Genomic DNA, 15,206 nt, shown 5'->3' on the forward strand with positions numbered 1-15,206 from the left:
CCGCTGGGACGCTACCGTCACTTGGCAGGCTCCGCAGCCGCAACGAGGGCATCGACCAGTGGCGCGGCCTGTGGATTGTTGGTCGTCCCCTTGATGACATCGGTCGCCGACAGCGTGCGCTCGTAATACGCGTTCGTCACGTTCTGGTTGAAGCGGATGTCGTTGACTTGCACCGTCGCGACATCGCCGAACAAGCCCTGGGTATCGCTCCAGGCCACAACGTCACCAGCGCCAGCGGTGCCCTGCACCATCTTGTTCCACCTGACCACCGTCAGGCCGGCTTTCGCATTGACCGAGAAATTGTTTTTCTTGAGGAAGGCATTGACCGCCTTGTCGTTGTTCAGGATGAGCACCAGGTTACCGCCCTCGACGCCCGCCTGGAGGCCCACACTGAGCCCGCCCGTGTTGTAAAAGACGGGGTCGCTCCAGCCGCCACTGGCACGCCGCACCAGCAGGATGCCGGTGCCGCCGGCCGCGCCCACGCCCACGGCCGCACGCCGGTAATTTGGCACGATGAAGATGCCCTTGGCGCTTGTCAAGACGCCCTGCATGCGCTCGACGGCGTCAAGCTTGCGCACCACGGCAACCGCGTCGCGCACGTGTTCGCTGGCGATCGCTTCCTGTTTTGCGGACGACGACGTGGTGTCCACCGGCGTCTGTGCTGCGGCGCCATGGACGACGACGGCATGCGCCAGCAATGCATAGAAGATCGTGTTCATGCGGCGCTTTTGCTTGGTATTCATGGGGACTCCCTGATGGATGAATGGACGCCAGGAAAGGTACCGGGCGCAAGATCCAGTGTGGAGAGAGCGATGACGAATTTGAATGATGCACGTCAAATACTGCCGTCACCGTGCCCCGCCGATGGGATGCACCGGCTGCGCGTTTATCGCACCAGCACGTAACTGCCTGGTGCAGCGTCGAACACCGTGTCCGGTCCGGCAGGATCGGCCGGCACAACAGAATTAGAGGCGATCTGCGCAGTGGCATGACTGCGCAGCCAGTGTTCCCAAGCCGGCCACCACGAGCCGGATTGCTGCGGCGCCGCGGCGCACCAGGCGTCGGGATCGAGATAGCGGCCATCGCGAGCGCGCGTGGCGATCTGGTAGCCGTGCCCGCCGCTTGCCAGCGGCGGGTTGACGACGCCGGCATTGTGCCCGCCGCCCGTCAGGCAGAACGTGAGTTCAGCATCGGCCAGCAGGTGCAGCTTGTAGACCGACAGCCACGGCGCGACCGTGTCGCGCCGGGTGCCGAGCACGAACATGGGCAAGTGCAGGTCGGACAGCGCGACCGGCCTGTCGCCCACGCGGTAGCGACCCTGCGCCAGATCGTTGTCGAGATACAGGCTGCGCAGGTACTCGCTTTGCTGGCGGTACGGCATCCGGGTGGCATCGGCATTCCAGGCCGCCAGATCGCTGGTGACGCGCCGGCCCTTCCCCAGCAGGTAATTCTGCACCATGCGCGACCAGACCATGTCCTTCGAATTGAGCAGCGCAAACGCGCCTTCCATCTGCGTGCCATCGAGATAGCCTTTGCCGGCCATGACGTTGTCGAGGAAGTTCAGCTGGCTTTCGTCGATGAACAGGCCCAGTTCGCCCGGCTCGGTGAAGTCGACCTGCGCCGCCAGCAGCGTCAGGCTGGCCAGGCGCTCGTCGCCGTCGCGCGCCATCGCGGCTGCGGCAATCGCCAGCAGTGTGCCGCCCAGGCAGTAGCCGAGCGCCTGGATCGCGTACCCGGGGCGCCGCGCGGCGACCTGGTCGATGGCCGCCATCACGCCCAGGTTCAGATAATCATCCATCCCCAGATCGCGATCGGCCGCGTCCGGGTTTTTCCAGGAAATCATGAAGACGGTGTGGCCCTGGCCGACCAGGTAGCGCACCAGGGAATTGGCCGGGGACAGGTCGAGAATGTAGTATTTCATGATCCATGGCGGCACCATCAGGACCGGCTCGGCGCACACGGTGGCGGTCGCCGGCTCATACTGGATCAACTCGATAAGGCGGTTGCGGTACACCACCTTGCCCGGTGTCAGGGCTACGCCCCGGCCGGGCTCGAACCCCGTTGGCGCCGTCGCTGCAGCACCGCTCGCATCCTCGATCGCATTGTGCCAACCCATGACCAGATTCATGCCACCGGAACGCCAGGTTTCTTTGAGCACGACCGGATTCGTCAGCAGGAAATTGGATGGCGAAAACATGTCCAGCGCCTGGCGCACGGCAAAGGTCCACACCTGCTCGTGATGCCGCGTCACTCCGGGCACGCCGGTGGTGGCGTTGTACCACCACTGCTGCTCGAACAGGAACGCCTGGTGGATCAGGTTGAACGGCCACGCCTGCCATTCGGGCGCGGCGAAGCGGCGGTCTTGCGGCAGCGGGGCGATGCAGGGAGCGCCATTCTGATCGGCACTCGCAGCGGCGCTTGTAGCCAAACGTAGCAACTTGCGCTGCGCCTTGATGACCAGTTCGCGCTGCTTGTCAGGAGAGCCGGCCAGGTGCACCAGCCAGTCCGTGGCCGCCGCCGCCAGCGAGGCCGGGGACAGGCCCTGTGTCCACCAGGCCAGCTGCGCGTACAGTGCACGGTCGAGTTCGCGCACCGGCGTCTCGCCAGGGGCCGCGGCTCCGGTCGCAGGCTGGGATGGCAGATCCGAAATGCGCATACCCTCCTCTCAGCGAAACAGTAGAACAGGCAGATGCGCGTGCTCGATGACCCGCGCCGTCTGGCTTGCCAGAATGTGCTCGCTGGCGCCGTGGCGGCCATGCGAGCTCATGCAGATCAGGTCAGCGTGATGGTCGAGCGCGGCGCGCACGATTTCACGCCACGGTTCGGCGCCGGTCAAGACCTGGCACTCGCACGGCACGCCCAGCGTGTGCGCCGTCTCGGCCACGTTCTGCAAGATGCGGCTGGCGTGGATGCGGCCGGCGCCAGCAGCATCGGCGTCCGTCACGACATGCACGGCGACCACAGCCGCACCAGTGCCGGCGGCATACGCCAGGCAGGTGCGCGCCAGGGGCGTCATCGACAATGAGCCATCGACCGGCAACAGGATGCGCCGGAACATGGGCTGGTGTTCAGGCGCCGCTTGCGCGGGCAAGGTCGGCACGTGCAGGGCGTCCGGGGTCACGCGATCGCCAGCGGCGTGCCGCTGCCGCCTGCCTTCTTGGGCAGTTCCAGCTGCAGGACGCCATCCTTGAATTCGGCCCGGGCCGCAGCATCATCGACCGCTTGCGGCAGTGTGAAGCTGCGGTAGAACTGGCCCCAGGCACGTTCGGCGCAGATGGTGGTGGCGCCTTCGTGCGCGCTCTGCGATGACGTGTCGGCACTGATCGACACCTGATTGCCGTCGATATTGACCTTGATGTCTTCTTTCTTCACCCCCGGCAGGTCGGCCTTGACGCGGTAGCCGTCGCCATTTTCGGTGACGTCGATGCGCATGCGCGGTGCCAGGTCGGCAAAGAAGTCATCGAAGGTGCGGAACGGATCGGCACGCAGCATGCGTGCGACGGGATCGAAACGGGTCATGGAATGGGACATGGTCATTCTCCGGAGGATGGTCTCTGCGCCTGCCGTCAACGGGTCGTCGGGCATCGAATTGATCCTAGTCGTGCTGGCGCAGACACCGATATGACATGCATCAAAAATCGCGGCGACGCGAAGCCTGACGAACGTTCTTCGCCGTGTCTCGCCCGGCAAGTTTGATGCAGGTCAAATTCGGTGAAACCGGTTGCACCAAGCGCAAACGTCGCGCTGGACTGACCGCCACGACGCGCCGTACGCTGGCTGTCACGGCCATCCGGAGGTGCAGCATGTGCTACAAGACCATCGTCGTTCACGTCGACCACTCCCTGCATGCCGAGGCGCGCATGCGGTACGCGGCGCAACTGGCTGCCCGCTGCGGCGCGCACCTCGTCGGCAGCGCCTTTTCCGGCATCTCGCGCTATGCCGAGGCCGGCAGTACCATGCTGCTGGCGCAGCAACACGAACGCCGGGGCGATCACGACACCGCACTGGCACGCTTCGACGCCATCGCCGCTGCCGCGGGCGTGGCCAGTCACGAGCGGCGCTATGCCGACGACGACCCGGCGGGCGGACTGGCGCTGCAAGGCCGTTACGCCGACCTCGTCGTCGTCAGCCAGACCGACCTCGACGATCCAGCGGCAGCGCACCTGGCCGGCCCGGTGCCGGCGCAGGTGGTCCAGGGCAGCGCGCGCCCGGTGCTGGTGCTTCCCCATGTGCGCCGGCACGAGACGATCGGCGGGCGCATCATGCTGGCATGGGATGGCAGCCTGCAGGCAACGCGCGCCGTCGCCGGCGCCATGCCTCTGTTGCGCGATGCCGGCCTGGTAGCGATCATCCTGTTCCAGCCGTTCGAGGCGACCGGCCGCGAGCCGGGCACCGATCTCGCGCTGTATCTGGCACGCCAGGGCGTGCGCTGCGAGGTGCACGTCGAACCGTCGCCAATCGACGACGGCGCCGCCTTGCTGGCCTGCACGGATTGCCTGGACGCCGACCTGATCGTGATGGGCGCCTACGGCCGGCCGCGCCTGCGCGAACTGGTCCTGGGCGGCGTCACGGAAACGCTGCTGGACCGCATGACGGTGCCGGTGCTGATGGCGCACTGATGGCCGCCGAACCGACGGTCGATGGCTTGAGCGCCGCCGAGGCCGCGCACCGCATCGCCATGGACGGGCCGAACACGCTGGCCGAGACCGAGCGCCGCACCTGGCGCCGCATCGTCGCCGACAGCGCCCGCGAGCCGATGTTCCTGCTGCTCGTGGGTGCTGCTCTGCTGTACCTGGCACTGGGCCAGCTCGACGAAGGGCTGCTGCTGTGCCTGATGGTCGCCGTCAGCCTCGGCCTGGGCCTGTACCAGGAAGGCAAGACCGAGCGCGCCCTGGCCGCGCTGCGCGACCTGGCCAGTCCGCGCGCACACGTCCTGCGCGATGGGTGCTGGCACGTCATCGACAGCGCCGGGATCGTGGCCGGCGATCTCGTCGCCGTCCACGAAGGCGACCGCGTGCCGGCCGATGCCCACGTGCTCAGCAGCACCGGACTGCAGGCCGACGAATCGCTGCTGACGGGCGAATCGATGCCGGTCGATAAGGACGCAACGGCCATGCTGTTCGCCGGATCCCTGGTGCTGCAGGGCCACGCGATCGCCCGCGTGGCCGCCACCGGCGGGCGCAGCCAGCTGGGCCGGATTGCCGCATCACTGCAGTCGCTGCGGCCCGCGCCGTCCCCGCTGCAGCGCCAGAGCGCCGCGCTGGCGCGCACCTTTGCCGTGCTGGGCATGGCGTTCAGCGTCGTTCTGGTGCTGGTTTATGGCCTCATGCGCGGCGACTGGCTGCAGGCCGTACTGGCAGGCATCGCGCTGGCCATGTCGATGCTGCCCGAAGAACTCGCGATCGTGATGACCGTGTTCCCCGCGATTGGCGCCTGGCGCCTGTCGCGGCAGCAGGTGCTGGTGCGGCGCCTGCCCGCGATCGAAACGCTGGGCGCCATCTCGGTCCTGTGCGTCGACAAGACCGGCACGCTGACGGCCAACCGGATGGACGTGGTGGCGCTGTATGCGCACGGCGCGCGCCATCCGGTGCTGGAGGAATCCCTGCCGGCCGCGCTGGCGCCGCTGCTTGAAACAGCCGTGCTGGCCAGCACTGCGACGGGTCCCGACCCGATCGACCGGGCCGTCCAGCGACTTGGCGCGGCGAACCTGCCGCCGGCGCAGCAGCACCCGGACTGGTCGCTGGTGCACGAATACGGTGTGAGTGCGCAGCAACGCGCACTGGTGCAGGTGTGGCGGCGCCCCGATGGGGTCCTGATCGCTGCAGCCAAGGGCGCGCCCGAAACCGTGCTGGGGTGGTGCAATCCTGATGCCGATGCCGATACCGGGGCCAGCGCCGGGCTGCTGGCTGCGGCGTCGTCCATGGCGCAGGATGGCCTGCGCATGCTGGCGGTGGCGCAGGCCACCCTGCCCGGCGCCAGCTGGCCCGCCCGCGCTGCCGATATCCCATTCACGCCAACCGGCCTGCTGGCCCTGGCCGACCCGCTGCGGCCCGAGATCCCCGCTTGCGTCGCCCGCTGCGCCGGGGCCGGCATCCGCGTGGTGATGATCACGGGCGACCATCCGGACACGGCGCGCGCCATCGCGCGGCAGGCTGGGCTGGCCGACACGCCGGTCCTCACCGGCGCGGCGCTCGATGCGCTGGGCGATGCCGCGCTGGATGCGCGCATCGGCGCTCTCAGTATTTGCGCGCGCATTGCTCCGACGCAGAAACTGCGCCTGGTCCAGGCGTTCGCACGGAACGGCGCCACGGTCGGCATGACGGGGGACGGCGTCAATGACGCACCGGCACTCAAGGCCGCCCACGTGGGCATCGCCATGGGCGGGCGCGGTACCGACGTGGCGCGCGAGGCAGCGGCGCTGGTGCTGCTGGACGACCGCTTCGCGTCGATCGTCGATGCCATCGGCGCCGGCCGCCGGATCCACGATAACCTGCGCAAGTCGATCCGCTATGTCATTTCGATGCACGCACCGATCGCCGGCATGGCCATCCTGCCGATCCTCGCCGGCTGGCCACCGTTGCTGTTTCCAATGCACATCGTGTTCATGGAATTGATCATCGATCCCGCCTGCACGCTGGTGTTCGAAAACGAGCCGGCGGCGCCCGGTGCGATGCTGCGCCCGCCCCGCGATGCGCAGGCGCCACTGTTTACACCTGCCGCCCTGGCCCGCACGCTGGCGATGGGCCTCGGTCCGCTGCTGGGGGTGGCCCTGGCGTATGGCTGGGCACTGGGCGCACTGGCGCCGGCGCAGGCACGCGCTTTTGGCTTTACCACGCTGGTGTTTGCCAACCTGTCGCTGATCCTGGTCAACCGCGCGGCTGGCGCGACCCTGTTTGGTTCACTGCGCCAGCCCAACCGGATCCTCTGGCTGGTCGTGGCGGCAGCCTTGGGCCTGCTGGCCCTGGCACTGTACGTGCCGTGGCTGGCGGCGGCATTCCAGTTTGCGGCGCTGGCGCCGTTACTGGTCGCTGGCGCGGCCGTCATTGGTTTGGCAGGCGCGCTGCTGCCGGCGCTGCTGATGCGGCGGCATGAACACTGACCAGTTCGCTGCACGTGAAGATTTATGTCAACAACCAGTCGGTATTTTTTTGATGCAAATCAAAAATCAATAAAATATGTAACCTCTTCAGCACCTTGATCTCGACGTGGCCCGGCGATGGGCCTATTGTCAATACATTCAGCACACCAAGCCGGAACGTCATGACATCCACGCCAGCCATCCAGCCAGCTTGCGCCAGCACTGCCGGGGAACTGGCGGCGTCCGTGTTCCATCACAGCCGCGACGCCATCATGATCACGGCCCTGGATGGCACGATCCTCGCCGTCAACCGCGCATTTTGCGCCATCACCGGGTACACCGAAGACGACGTGTGCGGCAAGAACCCGCGCATCCTCAAGTCGGGCGTGCAAGACCAGGCATTCTATGCCCGCATGTGGCAAGCGATCACCAGTCAGGGCTACTGGCAGGGCGAAGCCTGGAACCGGCGCAAGGATGGCACCCTGTTCGCCGAGCGCCTGACAATCGTTGCGGTCCCGGGCGCCGACGGCACGCCGCACCACTACATCGCCATGTTCGCCGATGTCACCAGCGCCAGCCTGCAGCGCCGCCGTCTCGAAGAACGCGCCAACTACGACGCGCTGACCGGCCTGCCCAACCGCGTCCTGCTTGGCGAGCGGCTGGAACAGCTGCTGGCATGCGCACGTGAAGCCTCGTCCAGCGTGGCGCTCGCCTTTATCGACCTCGATGGTTTCAAGCAGGTCAATGACAGCATGGGCCATCCGGCCGGCGACCGCCTGTTGGCCAGCATCGCCCAGAACCTGCGCGCTGCACTGCGCGGGTCCGACACGCTGGCGCGCTTTGGCGGCGACGAGTTCGTCGCCGCACTGCCCGGCATGCACGACGACGCGCTGCTGGCCGCCCTGCTCGCCCGCGTGGCCGTTGCCGCGCGCGCGCCGATCGTCATCGATGGCAAGGCAATCTGCCTGTCAGCCAGTATCGGCGTCGCCGTGTTTCCACGTGATGGCACCACGCCGGCGAAACTGATTGCCCATGCCGACGCCGCGATGTATGCCGCCAAGCGTGCAGCAAGCGGCAGCGCACGCCCCATCCATGTTTCCGCCGCCACCACGGCAGGCGGAAAGCAATACCACCATGAGGTACTACCACCATGAATGCACCGTTACGCATATCCCCCGGTCCGGCCCCACCCGGTTTGCTAACAGTCATGAAGGGCCAGTGCGGTGACTGCAACACCGGTGGCCTGTGCCTGTCCACCGGCCTGGACTCGGGCAGCAAGATGCGCTTCGACCGCCTGGTTGGCCAGCATCGCCGCGTCGCGGCCGGCGACACGCTGTACCGCACCGGCCAGCCACTGCGCAGCCTGTACGCGCTGCGCTGCGGTTTCTTCAAGACCCGCCGGCGCGGTCCTGCGGGGGACCAGATCACCGGCTTCCCGATGGCCGGCGAACTGATGGGGCTGGAGGCCGTGGGCACGGGCATCCACCAGTCCGACGCCATCGCGCTCGAGGACAGCATCGTGTGCGAATTGCCGTTCGCGGGGCTTGAACGCCTGTTCGAGGACATTCCCGGCCTGCATCGTCGTTTCTACCGCTTGATGAGCTGCGAAATCAACCGGGAACAGCATCTGATGCTGTTGCTTGGCCATATGCGGGCGGAGCAGCGGATGGCGACATTCCTGGCCGACATGGGAGCGGCCTATGCGGCGCGCGGCTATTCTCCCGCGCAATTTCAGTTGCGCATGTCGCGTGAAGACATCGGCAGCTATCTTGGCCTGACCATCGAAAGCATCAGCCGCCTGCTGGGCCGCTTTACCAAGCTGGGGCTGATCACAGTCGACAAGCGCGCCGTGGTGCTGACCGATCCGCAACGGATTGCCGAGATGGCAAGCGGCTTCTCGCCCTGCAGCCCGATGGTGTGACTGGCCGTGCCGCCAGGGCACACTGGCGGTTTTGATGCACGTCATGGATTTTGCGGCCCCTCCCCGTCATCCTCGTGAATGACACGACAGTCGGCCTGTCGTCGCCGGCAGCGCGACGGCAAGCACGAAGACACCGGAGGTTTTCATGAGCATGATGAACGCAGCAGTCTTCACCGGCCCCGGCCGCATCATCCTGGACCGCAAGCCCATTCCGGTCGCCGGGCCCGGCGAAGCCGTCATCAAGATCACGCTGACGACGATCTGCGGCACCGACGTCCATATCCTGAAGGGCGAGTATCCCGTCAAGCCGGGCCTGACGATCGGACACGAGCCGGTTGGCACGATCCACGAGCTGGGCCCCGGCGTGACCGGGTACCGGATTGGCCAGCGCGTGGTCGTGGGCGCCATTACGCCGTGTGGCCAGTGCCATACCTGCCTGGACGGACGCCATTCGCAGTGCGGCGGCCACGCCATCGGCGGCTGGCGCTTCGGCAACACGATCGACGGCTGCCAGGCCGAGTACCTGAAGGTGCCGTTTGCGGTGGCCAACCTCGCGCCGATTCCCGACGGCCTGACCGATGAGCAAGTGCTGATGTGCCCGGACATCATGAGTACCGGGTTTGGTGGCGCCGAACATGGCGGCATCCGGCTCGGCGATACGGTCGCCATTTTCGCGCAGGGCCCCATCGGCCTGTGCGCCACCGCCGGCGCCCGACTGCGCGGCGCCAGTTGCATCATTGCTGTCGACGCCGTCCCGGAGCGCCTGAAGATGGCCCGGCAACTGGGGGCCGATCACACCATCGATTACCGCGAAACCGACCCGGTCGGCGAAATCATGCGGCTGACCGGTGGCCAGGGCGTCGATGTTGCCATCGAGGCGCTCGGCACCCAGCAGACGTTCGAACATTGCCTGCGCGCCCTCAAGCCGGGCGGCACCTTGTCGAGCCTGGGCGTGTACTCCGGCAAGCTGTCGCTGCCGATCGACGCCTTTGCGGCCGGGCTGGCCGACCAGTCGCTGGTCACCACGCTGTGCCCTGGAGGCAAGGAGCGCATGCGCCGTCTGATGGCCATCGTTGCCTCCGGCCGGCTCGACCTGCAGCCGATGATCACGCACCGCTTCCGGCTCGAACAGATCGAAGAAGCGTACGACCTGTTTGCGAATCAGCGGGACGGCGTGCTGAAGGTGGCGATCACGCCCTGACAAGCAGGCGTTGTTCGGCCCGCCCGACCATGTTCGCCACGTCACCAACCCAGGGGAAATCCATGTCCTACCAATCGATTCTCGTCCACGCCTGCCAGCCGGAACTGGCGCAAGCACGCTACCGGCTGGCAGCGGCGATCGCGCTGGCCGAAGGGACGCGTCTGACCGGCATCGCCCTCTCGGGCGCGATCGAATTCATCGTCCGTTGCAGCGCCGCCGCTGGCGTCGCGCCCATCGGACCGGACGACTACAATTTCCTGACCGACAACGCGAAACGCACGTTGACGGACTTTGAAAACGCGGTACGCGCCGCTGGCGTCGTACCGCTGGAAAGCAAACTCAGCGAAGAATCGGCCATCCGCGCCTTGCCGCTGGAGGCGCGCTATTGCGATCTGCTGCTGATCGGCCAGGTCACCCACCCCGATGCAATCCTGGCCGACGATTACTCGCTGGCACGCACTATCCTCATCCATGCGCCGTGCCCGGTGATGGTAGTGCCGTCCACGACCACTGTCACCAGGGTGCCCGTCCGGCCCCTGATTGCCTGGGACGGCAGCATGGAGGCAAGCCGGGCTGTGCGCGCCGCCCTGCCCCTTCTGCGCCGCGCGGCCAGCGTGACGGCGGCATGCTTTCACCCGCAAAAATATAGTGGCACGCAAGTCCAGGCGGGCACCCAGCTTGCCACCTACCTGGCCAGTCACGGCATCGACGTCGAGATTCTGACGCCAGCGCCGGCACCGACCGGCAACATCGGCGAGGCGCTGCTCGGGCTGGCCGCCACAGGGGCACACGACCTGATCGTCATGGGCAACTTCGGCCATTCGCGCTTTCGTGAACTGGTGCTGGGCGGCGTCACTGAAACCGTGCTGGCCGGTACGGTCGTGCCCGTGCTGACAAGCCACTAGTCACACACGGTCTCCGACGCAGCACCGGCGTCGCGCTGGTTGCCGGCGACTGTTCGCACCCGCAGACATTCTTCGTGTTTCCACCAGGCCAAGGAGCCATCATGCACAGCCTCACGGCCGACGAAGCGGCGCACGCCCTCGGTACTGCCCTTCGGCACACGCACACGCAATTGTGCCGCCAGATCGACGCGCTGGCGGCGCAGCCGGAAGCGTCCTTCGCAGCCGGCTGGACGGACCTGGTGGCAGGGACCGAAACGGCCTTCCGGGATGAAGAGCGTGTGATGGAGGAAGTCCGGTGGGCCGGACTGGCGGAGCACCGGGCCGAGAATGCCTGCATTCTCAGCGCGTTGCATCACGTGTCGCCGCGCGTCGATGACGGTGACCACGGCATCGGGCGCGAGGTGTTGTCGGCACTGGCGGCCATCATCTCGTCGCACCGGTGCGGCGTCAGGATCCGGCCGCTGGCCGCCGTGCAGTTGCGTGGGTATCAGCCGCCGCTCTGTGGCTGAGGTGCTGGGTCGCGGGGATGTCGACAGTATCGTCTGCGCAAACGTAAAACGGGCCCTGAAAGGGCCCGTGCGATGCGTTCTGGAGGCGAGGATCGGAGTCGAACCGACCTAGACGGCTTTGCAGGCCGCTGCATAACCGCTTTGCTACCTCGCCAGAGGATTTGATGCACTCGTGATGCGGGCGGTTATGCACCGCATCAACAAGGGAAGAATGGATCTTCCTGGAATTCTGGAGCGGGAGAAGAGGCTCGAACTCTCGACCTCAACCTTGGCAAGGTTGCGCTCTACCAACTGAGCTACTCCCGCTGGGGAGTACTACGTTACTACGCCATTTGCAAGACACTGGAGCGGGAGAAGAGGCTCGAACTCTCGACCTCAACCTTGGCAAGGTTGCGCTCTACCAACTGAGCTACTCCCGCTTAGAGCCATGCAATTACTGATCACATCTACTGCTTTACTACGCCAATGCTACGTTCTGCAACAACCAGCCGAAACTGGAGCGGGAGAAGAGGCTCGAACTCTCGACCTCAACCTTGGCAAGGTTGCGCTCTACCAACTGAGCTACTCCCGCGTACAGAACAACGATTATGACAGGTTTCAGACGTTTTTCCAAGATCGCGTGCCAACTTTGCAATCTTTGGAGCGGGAGAAGAGGCTCGAACTCTCGACCTCAACCTTGGCAAGGTTGCGCTCTACCAACTGAGCTACTCCCGCTTCGTCTTTCAATCTGTCGCGTTGTTGTCGCAACAGGCAGGCATTATAGAGATTCTATTCCGTACGTCAAGGATGCCCGGAAACTAATTAAATCGGGCCCGCTTTTTCCTTGATCAGGGGCCAGGCGCGGCGCAGATAGTAGAACATCGACCACACGGTCAGCACGCCCGCGATCCACAGCAGGTACTCGCCCCAGAAGTGGATATCGATGCCGAACAGGCGGTCGTGGAACAGCAGCATCGGGATCGCCGTCATCTGGGCCGCCGTCTTGATCTTGCCGATCGAGCTGACCGCGACCGAGCGCGTGGCGCCGATCTGGGCCATCCATTCGCGCAGCGCCGAGATCGTGATTTCGCGCCCGATGATGATGCCGGCAATGATCGCGTCGACGCGGTCGAGCTGGACCAGCACGAGCAGCGCCACGGCCACCATCAGCTTGTCGGCGACCGGGTCGAGGAAGGCGCCGAAGGCGGAGGTTTCGTTCCAGCGGCGGGCCAGGAAACCGTCGAACCAGTCGGTGATCGCGGCCACGATGAAGACGGACGTGGCAGCCAGGTTGCGGTCCTGCAGGCTCATCCAGTCGGACGGAAGATAGAACAAGCCGACCACCAGCGGAATCAGGGCGACACGTAACCAGGTCAGGAGAATCGGGATATTTAAAGGCATGGGGGAGCTGATTACCGTGGAAAATGCTTGGCCGTAAGTCTACATGGCTAAGGGGGTTTGGGCCAGTTGACTCGTCGGTAATGTTGACGAACAGCGGACGCTGCGGTGCGTGCAAGCTCAACGGCTGTGGCACGGTGCCGGTTGACACCGGGTGCAGAGATTGGCGGCGCCGCAGAGCGCCGCGTCTCTCTGCCAACCTTCAGTGCAATTGCCGGTAAATTTCTTCGGCCAATGCGCTCGAAATACCCTCGACCGTCATCAGGTCTTCGACACTGGCGTCGATGACCCCACGCAGGCCACCAAAGCGCGCCAGAAGGCGCTGGCGACGTTTCGCGCCGATACCCTCGATCTCTTCCAGGCGCGACGCCTGGCGCGTCTTGGCGCGCTTGGCGCGCATGCCGGTGATGGCGAAGCGGTGCGCCTCGTCGCGGATCAGCGCCACCAGCATCAGCGCCGCCGATTCCTTGCCCAGTTCCTGCGCCGGGCGGCCATCGGCGAAGATCAGGGTTTCCAGGCCGACGCGGCGCCCTTCCCCCTTGGCCACGCCGACGATCATCGACAGGTCCAGCCCCAGCTCGGTGAATACCTGGCGCGCCATCTCGACCTGGCCCTTGCCGCCGTCGACCAGCACGATGTCGGGCATCACGCCGGCGCCGGCCAGCACCTCGGCCGCCACTTTCTCGTAGCGGCGCATCAACACCTGCCGCATCGCAGCGTAATCGTCGCCCGGCGTGATGCCGTTGATGTTAAAGCGACGATACTCGCCGTTCTGCATCGCGTGGTGGTGGAACACGACGCACGACGCCTGCGTCGCCTCGCCTGCCGTGTGGCTGATGTCGAAGCATTCGATGCGCAGTGCGTCGAGATCTTCTGTCTCCAGCCCCAGCGTGTCGGCCAGCGCGCGCGTGCGCAATTGCTGCGAGCCTTGCTCGGACAGCAGGCGCGCCAGCGCGATCTCGCCGCCCTTCTGCGCCATCTCGAGCCACTGGCGGCGTTGCCCGCCCGGCTGCAGCACGAGGTTGATGCGGTGGCCGCATTGCTCGCTGAGCGCCAGGATCAGCTCGGGCTGGTCGAACTCGACGTTCAGGATCAGCGTGCCCGGGATGTACTGGCCCGCGTAATGCTGCGCCAGGAACGCGCACAGCACCTCGACGTCGAGCGGGCATTCGCCCAGCGACTCGCCGACATGGCTCGGGAAGTAGGCACGGTCGCCCAGGTGCCGTCCGCCCCGCACCATCGCCAGGTTGACGCAGGCGCGCCCGCCCTGCAGCACGACGGCGATGACGTCGACATCGGCGTCGCCCACGGTTTCCATGCTTTGCGCGTGCAGCACTTTCGACAGCGCCTGGATCTGGTTGCGTACACCGGCGGCCTGCTCGAACTTCAGGTCCATCGCGTAGGTCTGCATCTTGTTCTGCAGATCGGCCATGACTTCGCTCTGGCGCCCACGCAGAAAGCGCGCGGCGTTCTCGACGTCGAGCTTGTATTGCTCCGGCTCGATCAGCTTGACGCACGGCGCGCTGCAGCGGCCGATCTGGTGCAGCAGGCACGGCCGCGTGCGGTTGGCGTACACGCTGTCTTCACAGGTGCGCAGCATGAACACGCGCTGCAGCAGCTGGATCGATTCCTTGGCCGCCCAGGCGCTCGGGAACGGACCGAAGTACTGGTTGCGCTTGTCGAGCGCGCCGCGGTAATACGCCATGCGCGGCGCTTCGCCGCCCGTGATCTTGATGTACGGGTACGATTTATCGTCGCGAAACAGGATGTTGTAGCGCGGCTTGAGCGACTTGATCAGGTTGTTTTCAAGGATCAGCGCTTCGGCCTCGCTGCTGACGATCGTCGTTTCCAGGCGCGCGATCTGCGACACCATCATCGCGATGCGCGGGCTCGACAGATTCTTCTGGAAATAGCTCGAGACGCGGTTCTTCAGGTTGCGCGCCTTGCCGACGTATAAAACATTCTCGGCCGCGTCGAAGTAGCGGTAGACGCCAGGCAAACCAGGCAGGCGATTGACGGTCGCGAGCACCTGCGCGCGCACGTCGGGTTCGACCTTCGGGCTCAGTTCGCGGTTGGCCTCGGCGCGCGACTGATCACGCGCCTCCGCCAGGCGTTCGCGCCCCAGGCGCGCCGTCAGTTCGGGCGTGAGTTCGGCACCGCTGTCAGTGGGCGTGGTGGGTACGACGGGCTTTGCTTCGGACATGAATCTCTTGAA

13 protein-coding genes and 5 tRNA genes are annotated in these 15,206 nt (G+C 65.9%); 7 read left to right on the top strand and 11 right to left on the bottom strand.

Annotated elements, in window-relative coordinates:
• Positions 1-17: 17 nt before the first annotated feature.
• The 4 genes from AC56LW_RS00610 to AC56LW_RS00625 all read right to left on the bottom strand — a co-directional run bounded on the left by AC56LW_RS00610 (position 18) and on the right by AC56LW_RS00625 (position 3,531).
• Positions 18-743 (bottom strand): lipid-binding SYLF domain-containing protein, encoded by a 726-nt coding sequence (locus AC56LW_RS00610; protein ID WP_332530859.1) that lies wholly within the window; start codon positions 741-743, stop codon positions 18-20.
• A gap of 143 nt (positions 744-886) precedes the next feature.
• Positions 887-2,656, bottom strand: a complete 1,770-nt coding sequence (locus AC56LW_RS00615) for a PHA/PHB synthase family protein (protein WP_499630650.1) — start codon at positions 2,654-2,656, stop codon at positions 887-889.
• 9 nt (positions 2,657-2,665) lie between these two features.
• Positions 2,666-3,121, bottom strand: coding sequence for a universal stress protein (locus AC56LW_RS00620; protein WP_499630652.1), 456 nt, complete (start codon positions 3,119-3,121; stop codon positions 2,666-2,668).
• Positions 3,118-3,531, bottom strand: coding sequence for an Hsp20/alpha crystallin family protein (locus AC56LW_RS00625; RefSeq protein ID WP_332530862.1), 414 nt, complete (start codon positions 3,529-3,531; stop codon positions 3,118-3,120). Before AC56LW_RS00625 ends, AC56LW_RS00620 begins: the two co-directional genes overlap by 4 nt.
• Positions 3,532-3,803: 272 nt before the next feature.
• Here AC56LW_RS00625 and AC56LW_RS00630 point away from each other — a divergent pair, with 272 nt between their 5' ends.
• The 7 genes from AC56LW_RS00630 (at position 3,804) to AC56LW_RS00660 (ending at position 11,614) form a co-directional block, all read left to right on the top strand.
• Positions 3,804-4,619, top strand: coding sequence for a universal stress protein (locus tag AC56LW_RS00630; protein WP_499630655.1), 816 nt, complete (start codon positions 3,804-3,806; stop codon positions 4,617-4,619).
• On the top strand, positions 4,619-7,099 hold the full coding sequence (locus AC56LW_RS00635; RefSeq protein ID WP_499630661.1) for a cation-translocating P-type ATPase: 2,481 nt from the start codon (positions 4,619-4,621) through the stop codon (positions 7,097-7,099). Before AC56LW_RS00630 ends, AC56LW_RS00635 begins: the two co-directional genes overlap by 1 nt.
• A gap of 161 nt (positions 7,100-7,260) precedes the next feature.
• Positions 7,261-8,232 carry a diguanylate cyclase domain-containing protein gene (locus tag AC56LW_RS00640; protein ID WP_499630665.1) on the top strand — a complete coding sequence of 324 codons (972 nt, stop codon included), beginning with the start codon at positions 7,261-7,263 and terminating at the stop codon, positions 8,230-8,232.
• Positions 8,233-8,285: 53 nt separating this feature from the next.
• The gene (locus tag AC56LW_RS00645; protein WP_499630667.1) at positions 8,286-8,999 is read left to right on the top strand and encodes a helix-turn-helix domain-containing protein; all 714 of its coding nucleotides are present in this window, start codon (positions 8,286-8,288) and stop codon (positions 8,997-8,999) included.
• A 145-nt stretch (positions 9,000-9,144) separates the two neighbouring features.
• The gene (locus tag AC56LW_RS00650; RefSeq protein WP_499630670.1) at positions 9,145-10,200 is read left to right on the top strand and encodes an NAD(P)-dependent alcohol dehydrogenase; all 1,056 of its coding nucleotides are present in this window, start codon (positions 9,145-9,147) and stop codon (positions 10,198-10,200) included.
• 62 nt (positions 10,201-10,262) lie between these two features.
• Positions 10,263-11,105 carry a universal stress protein gene (locus AC56LW_RS00655; RefSeq protein WP_499630673.1) on the top strand — a complete coding sequence of 281 codons (843 nt, stop codon included), beginning with the start codon at positions 10,263-10,265 and terminating at the stop codon, positions 11,103-11,105.
• 101 nt (positions 11,106-11,206) lie between these two features.
• Positions 11,207-11,614, top strand: a complete 408-nt coding sequence (locus AC56LW_RS00660; protein WP_499630676.1) for a hypothetical protein — start codon at positions 11,207-11,209, stop codon at positions 11,612-11,614.
• An 80-nt stretch (positions 11,615-11,694) separates the two neighbouring features.
• Here the strand turns inward: AC56LW_RS00660 and AC56LW_RS00665 are convergent.
• The 7 genes from AC56LW_RS00665 to uvrC all read right to left on the bottom strand — a co-directional run bounded on the left by AC56LW_RS00665 (position 11,695) and on the right by uvrC (position 15,194).
• Positions 11,695-11,768 (bottom strand) — tRNA-Cys (locus tag AC56LW_RS00665).
• 76 nt (positions 11,769-11,844) lie between these two features.
• Positions 11,845-11,920, bottom strand: a tRNA-Gly gene (locus AC56LW_RS00670).
• Between the two features lie 37 nt (positions 11,921-11,957).
• A tRNA-Gly gene (locus tag AC56LW_RS00675) sits at positions 11,958-12,033 on the bottom strand.
• 76 nt (positions 12,034-12,109) lie between these two features.
• Positions 12,110-12,185 (bottom strand) — tRNA-Gly (locus AC56LW_RS00680).
• Between the two features lie 67 nt (positions 12,186-12,252).
• Positions 12,253-12,328, bottom strand: a tRNA-Gly gene (locus tag AC56LW_RS00685).
• Positions 12,329-12,415: 87 nt separating this feature from the next.
• A complete protein-coding gene (gene pgsA / locus AC56LW_RS00690) occupies positions 12,416-12,994 on the bottom strand; it encodes a CDP-diacylglycerol--glycerol-3-phosphate 3-phosphatidyltransferase (RefSeq protein ID WP_332530873.1) in 579 nt (192 codons plus the stop codon).
• 199 nt (positions 12,995-13,193) lie between these two features.
• Entirely contained in the window at positions 13,194-15,194 is a 2,001-nt protein-coding gene (gene uvrC, locus AC56LW_RS00695; RefSeq protein ID WP_499630679.1) for an excinuclease ABC subunit UvrC, read from the bottom strand.
• Positions 15,195-15,206: the final 12 nt, after the last annotated feature.

This window comes from Telluria sp. LT2P80 (assembly GCF_059685955.1).

What these genes read in the sequence shown, in the direction of transcription:
- AC56LW_RS00610 (WP_332530859.1), bottom strand. Translation starts at nt 743, where the DNA reads ATGAATACCAAGCAAAAGCGCCGCATGAACACGATCTTCTATGCATTG.
- AC56LW_RS00615 (WP_499630650.1), bottom strand. Translation starts at nt 2,656, where the DNA reads ATGCGCATTTCGGATCTGCCATCCCAGCCTGCGACCGGAGCCGCGGCC.
- AC56LW_RS00625 (WP_332530862.1), bottom strand. Translation starts at nt 3,531, where the DNA reads ATGTCCCATTCCATGACCCGTTTCGATCCCGTCGCACGCATGCTGCGT.
- AC56LW_RS00630 (WP_499630655.1), top strand. Translation starts at nt 3,804, where the DNA reads ATGTGCTACAAGACCATCGTCGTTCACGTCGACCACTCCCTGCATGCC.
- AC56LW_RS00635 (WP_499630661.1), top strand. Translation starts at nt 4,619, where the DNA reads ATGGCCGCCGAACCGACGGTCGATGGCTTGAGCGCCGCCGAGGCCGCG.
- AC56LW_RS00640 (WP_499630665.1), top strand. Translation starts at nt 7,261, where the DNA reads ATGACATCCACGCCAGCCATCCAGCCAGCTTGCGCCAGCACTGCCGGG.
- AC56LW_RS00645 (WP_499630667.1), top strand. Translation starts at nt 8,286, where the DNA reads ATGAAGGGCCAGTGCGGTGACTGCAACACCGGTGGCCTGTGCCTGTCC.
- AC56LW_RS00650 (WP_499630670.1), top strand. Translation starts at nt 9,145, where the DNA reads ATGAGCATGATGAACGCAGCAGTCTTCACCGGCCCCGGCCGCATCATC.
- AC56LW_RS00655 (WP_499630673.1), top strand. Translation starts at nt 10,263, where the DNA reads ATGTCCTACCAATCGATTCTCGTCCACGCCTGCCAGCCGGAACTGGCG.
- AC56LW_RS00660 (WP_499630676.1), top strand. Translation starts at nt 11,207, where the DNA reads ATGCACAGCCTCACGGCCGACGAAGCGGCGCACGCCCTCGGTACTGCC.
- pgsA (WP_332530873.1), bottom strand. Translation starts at nt 12,994, where the DNA reads ATGCCTTTAAATATCCCGATTCTCCTGACCTGGTTACGTGTCGCCCTG.
- uvrC (WP_499630679.1), bottom strand. Translation starts at nt 15,194, where the DNA reads ATGTCCGAAGCAAAGCCCGTCGTACCCACCACGCCCACTGACAGCGGT.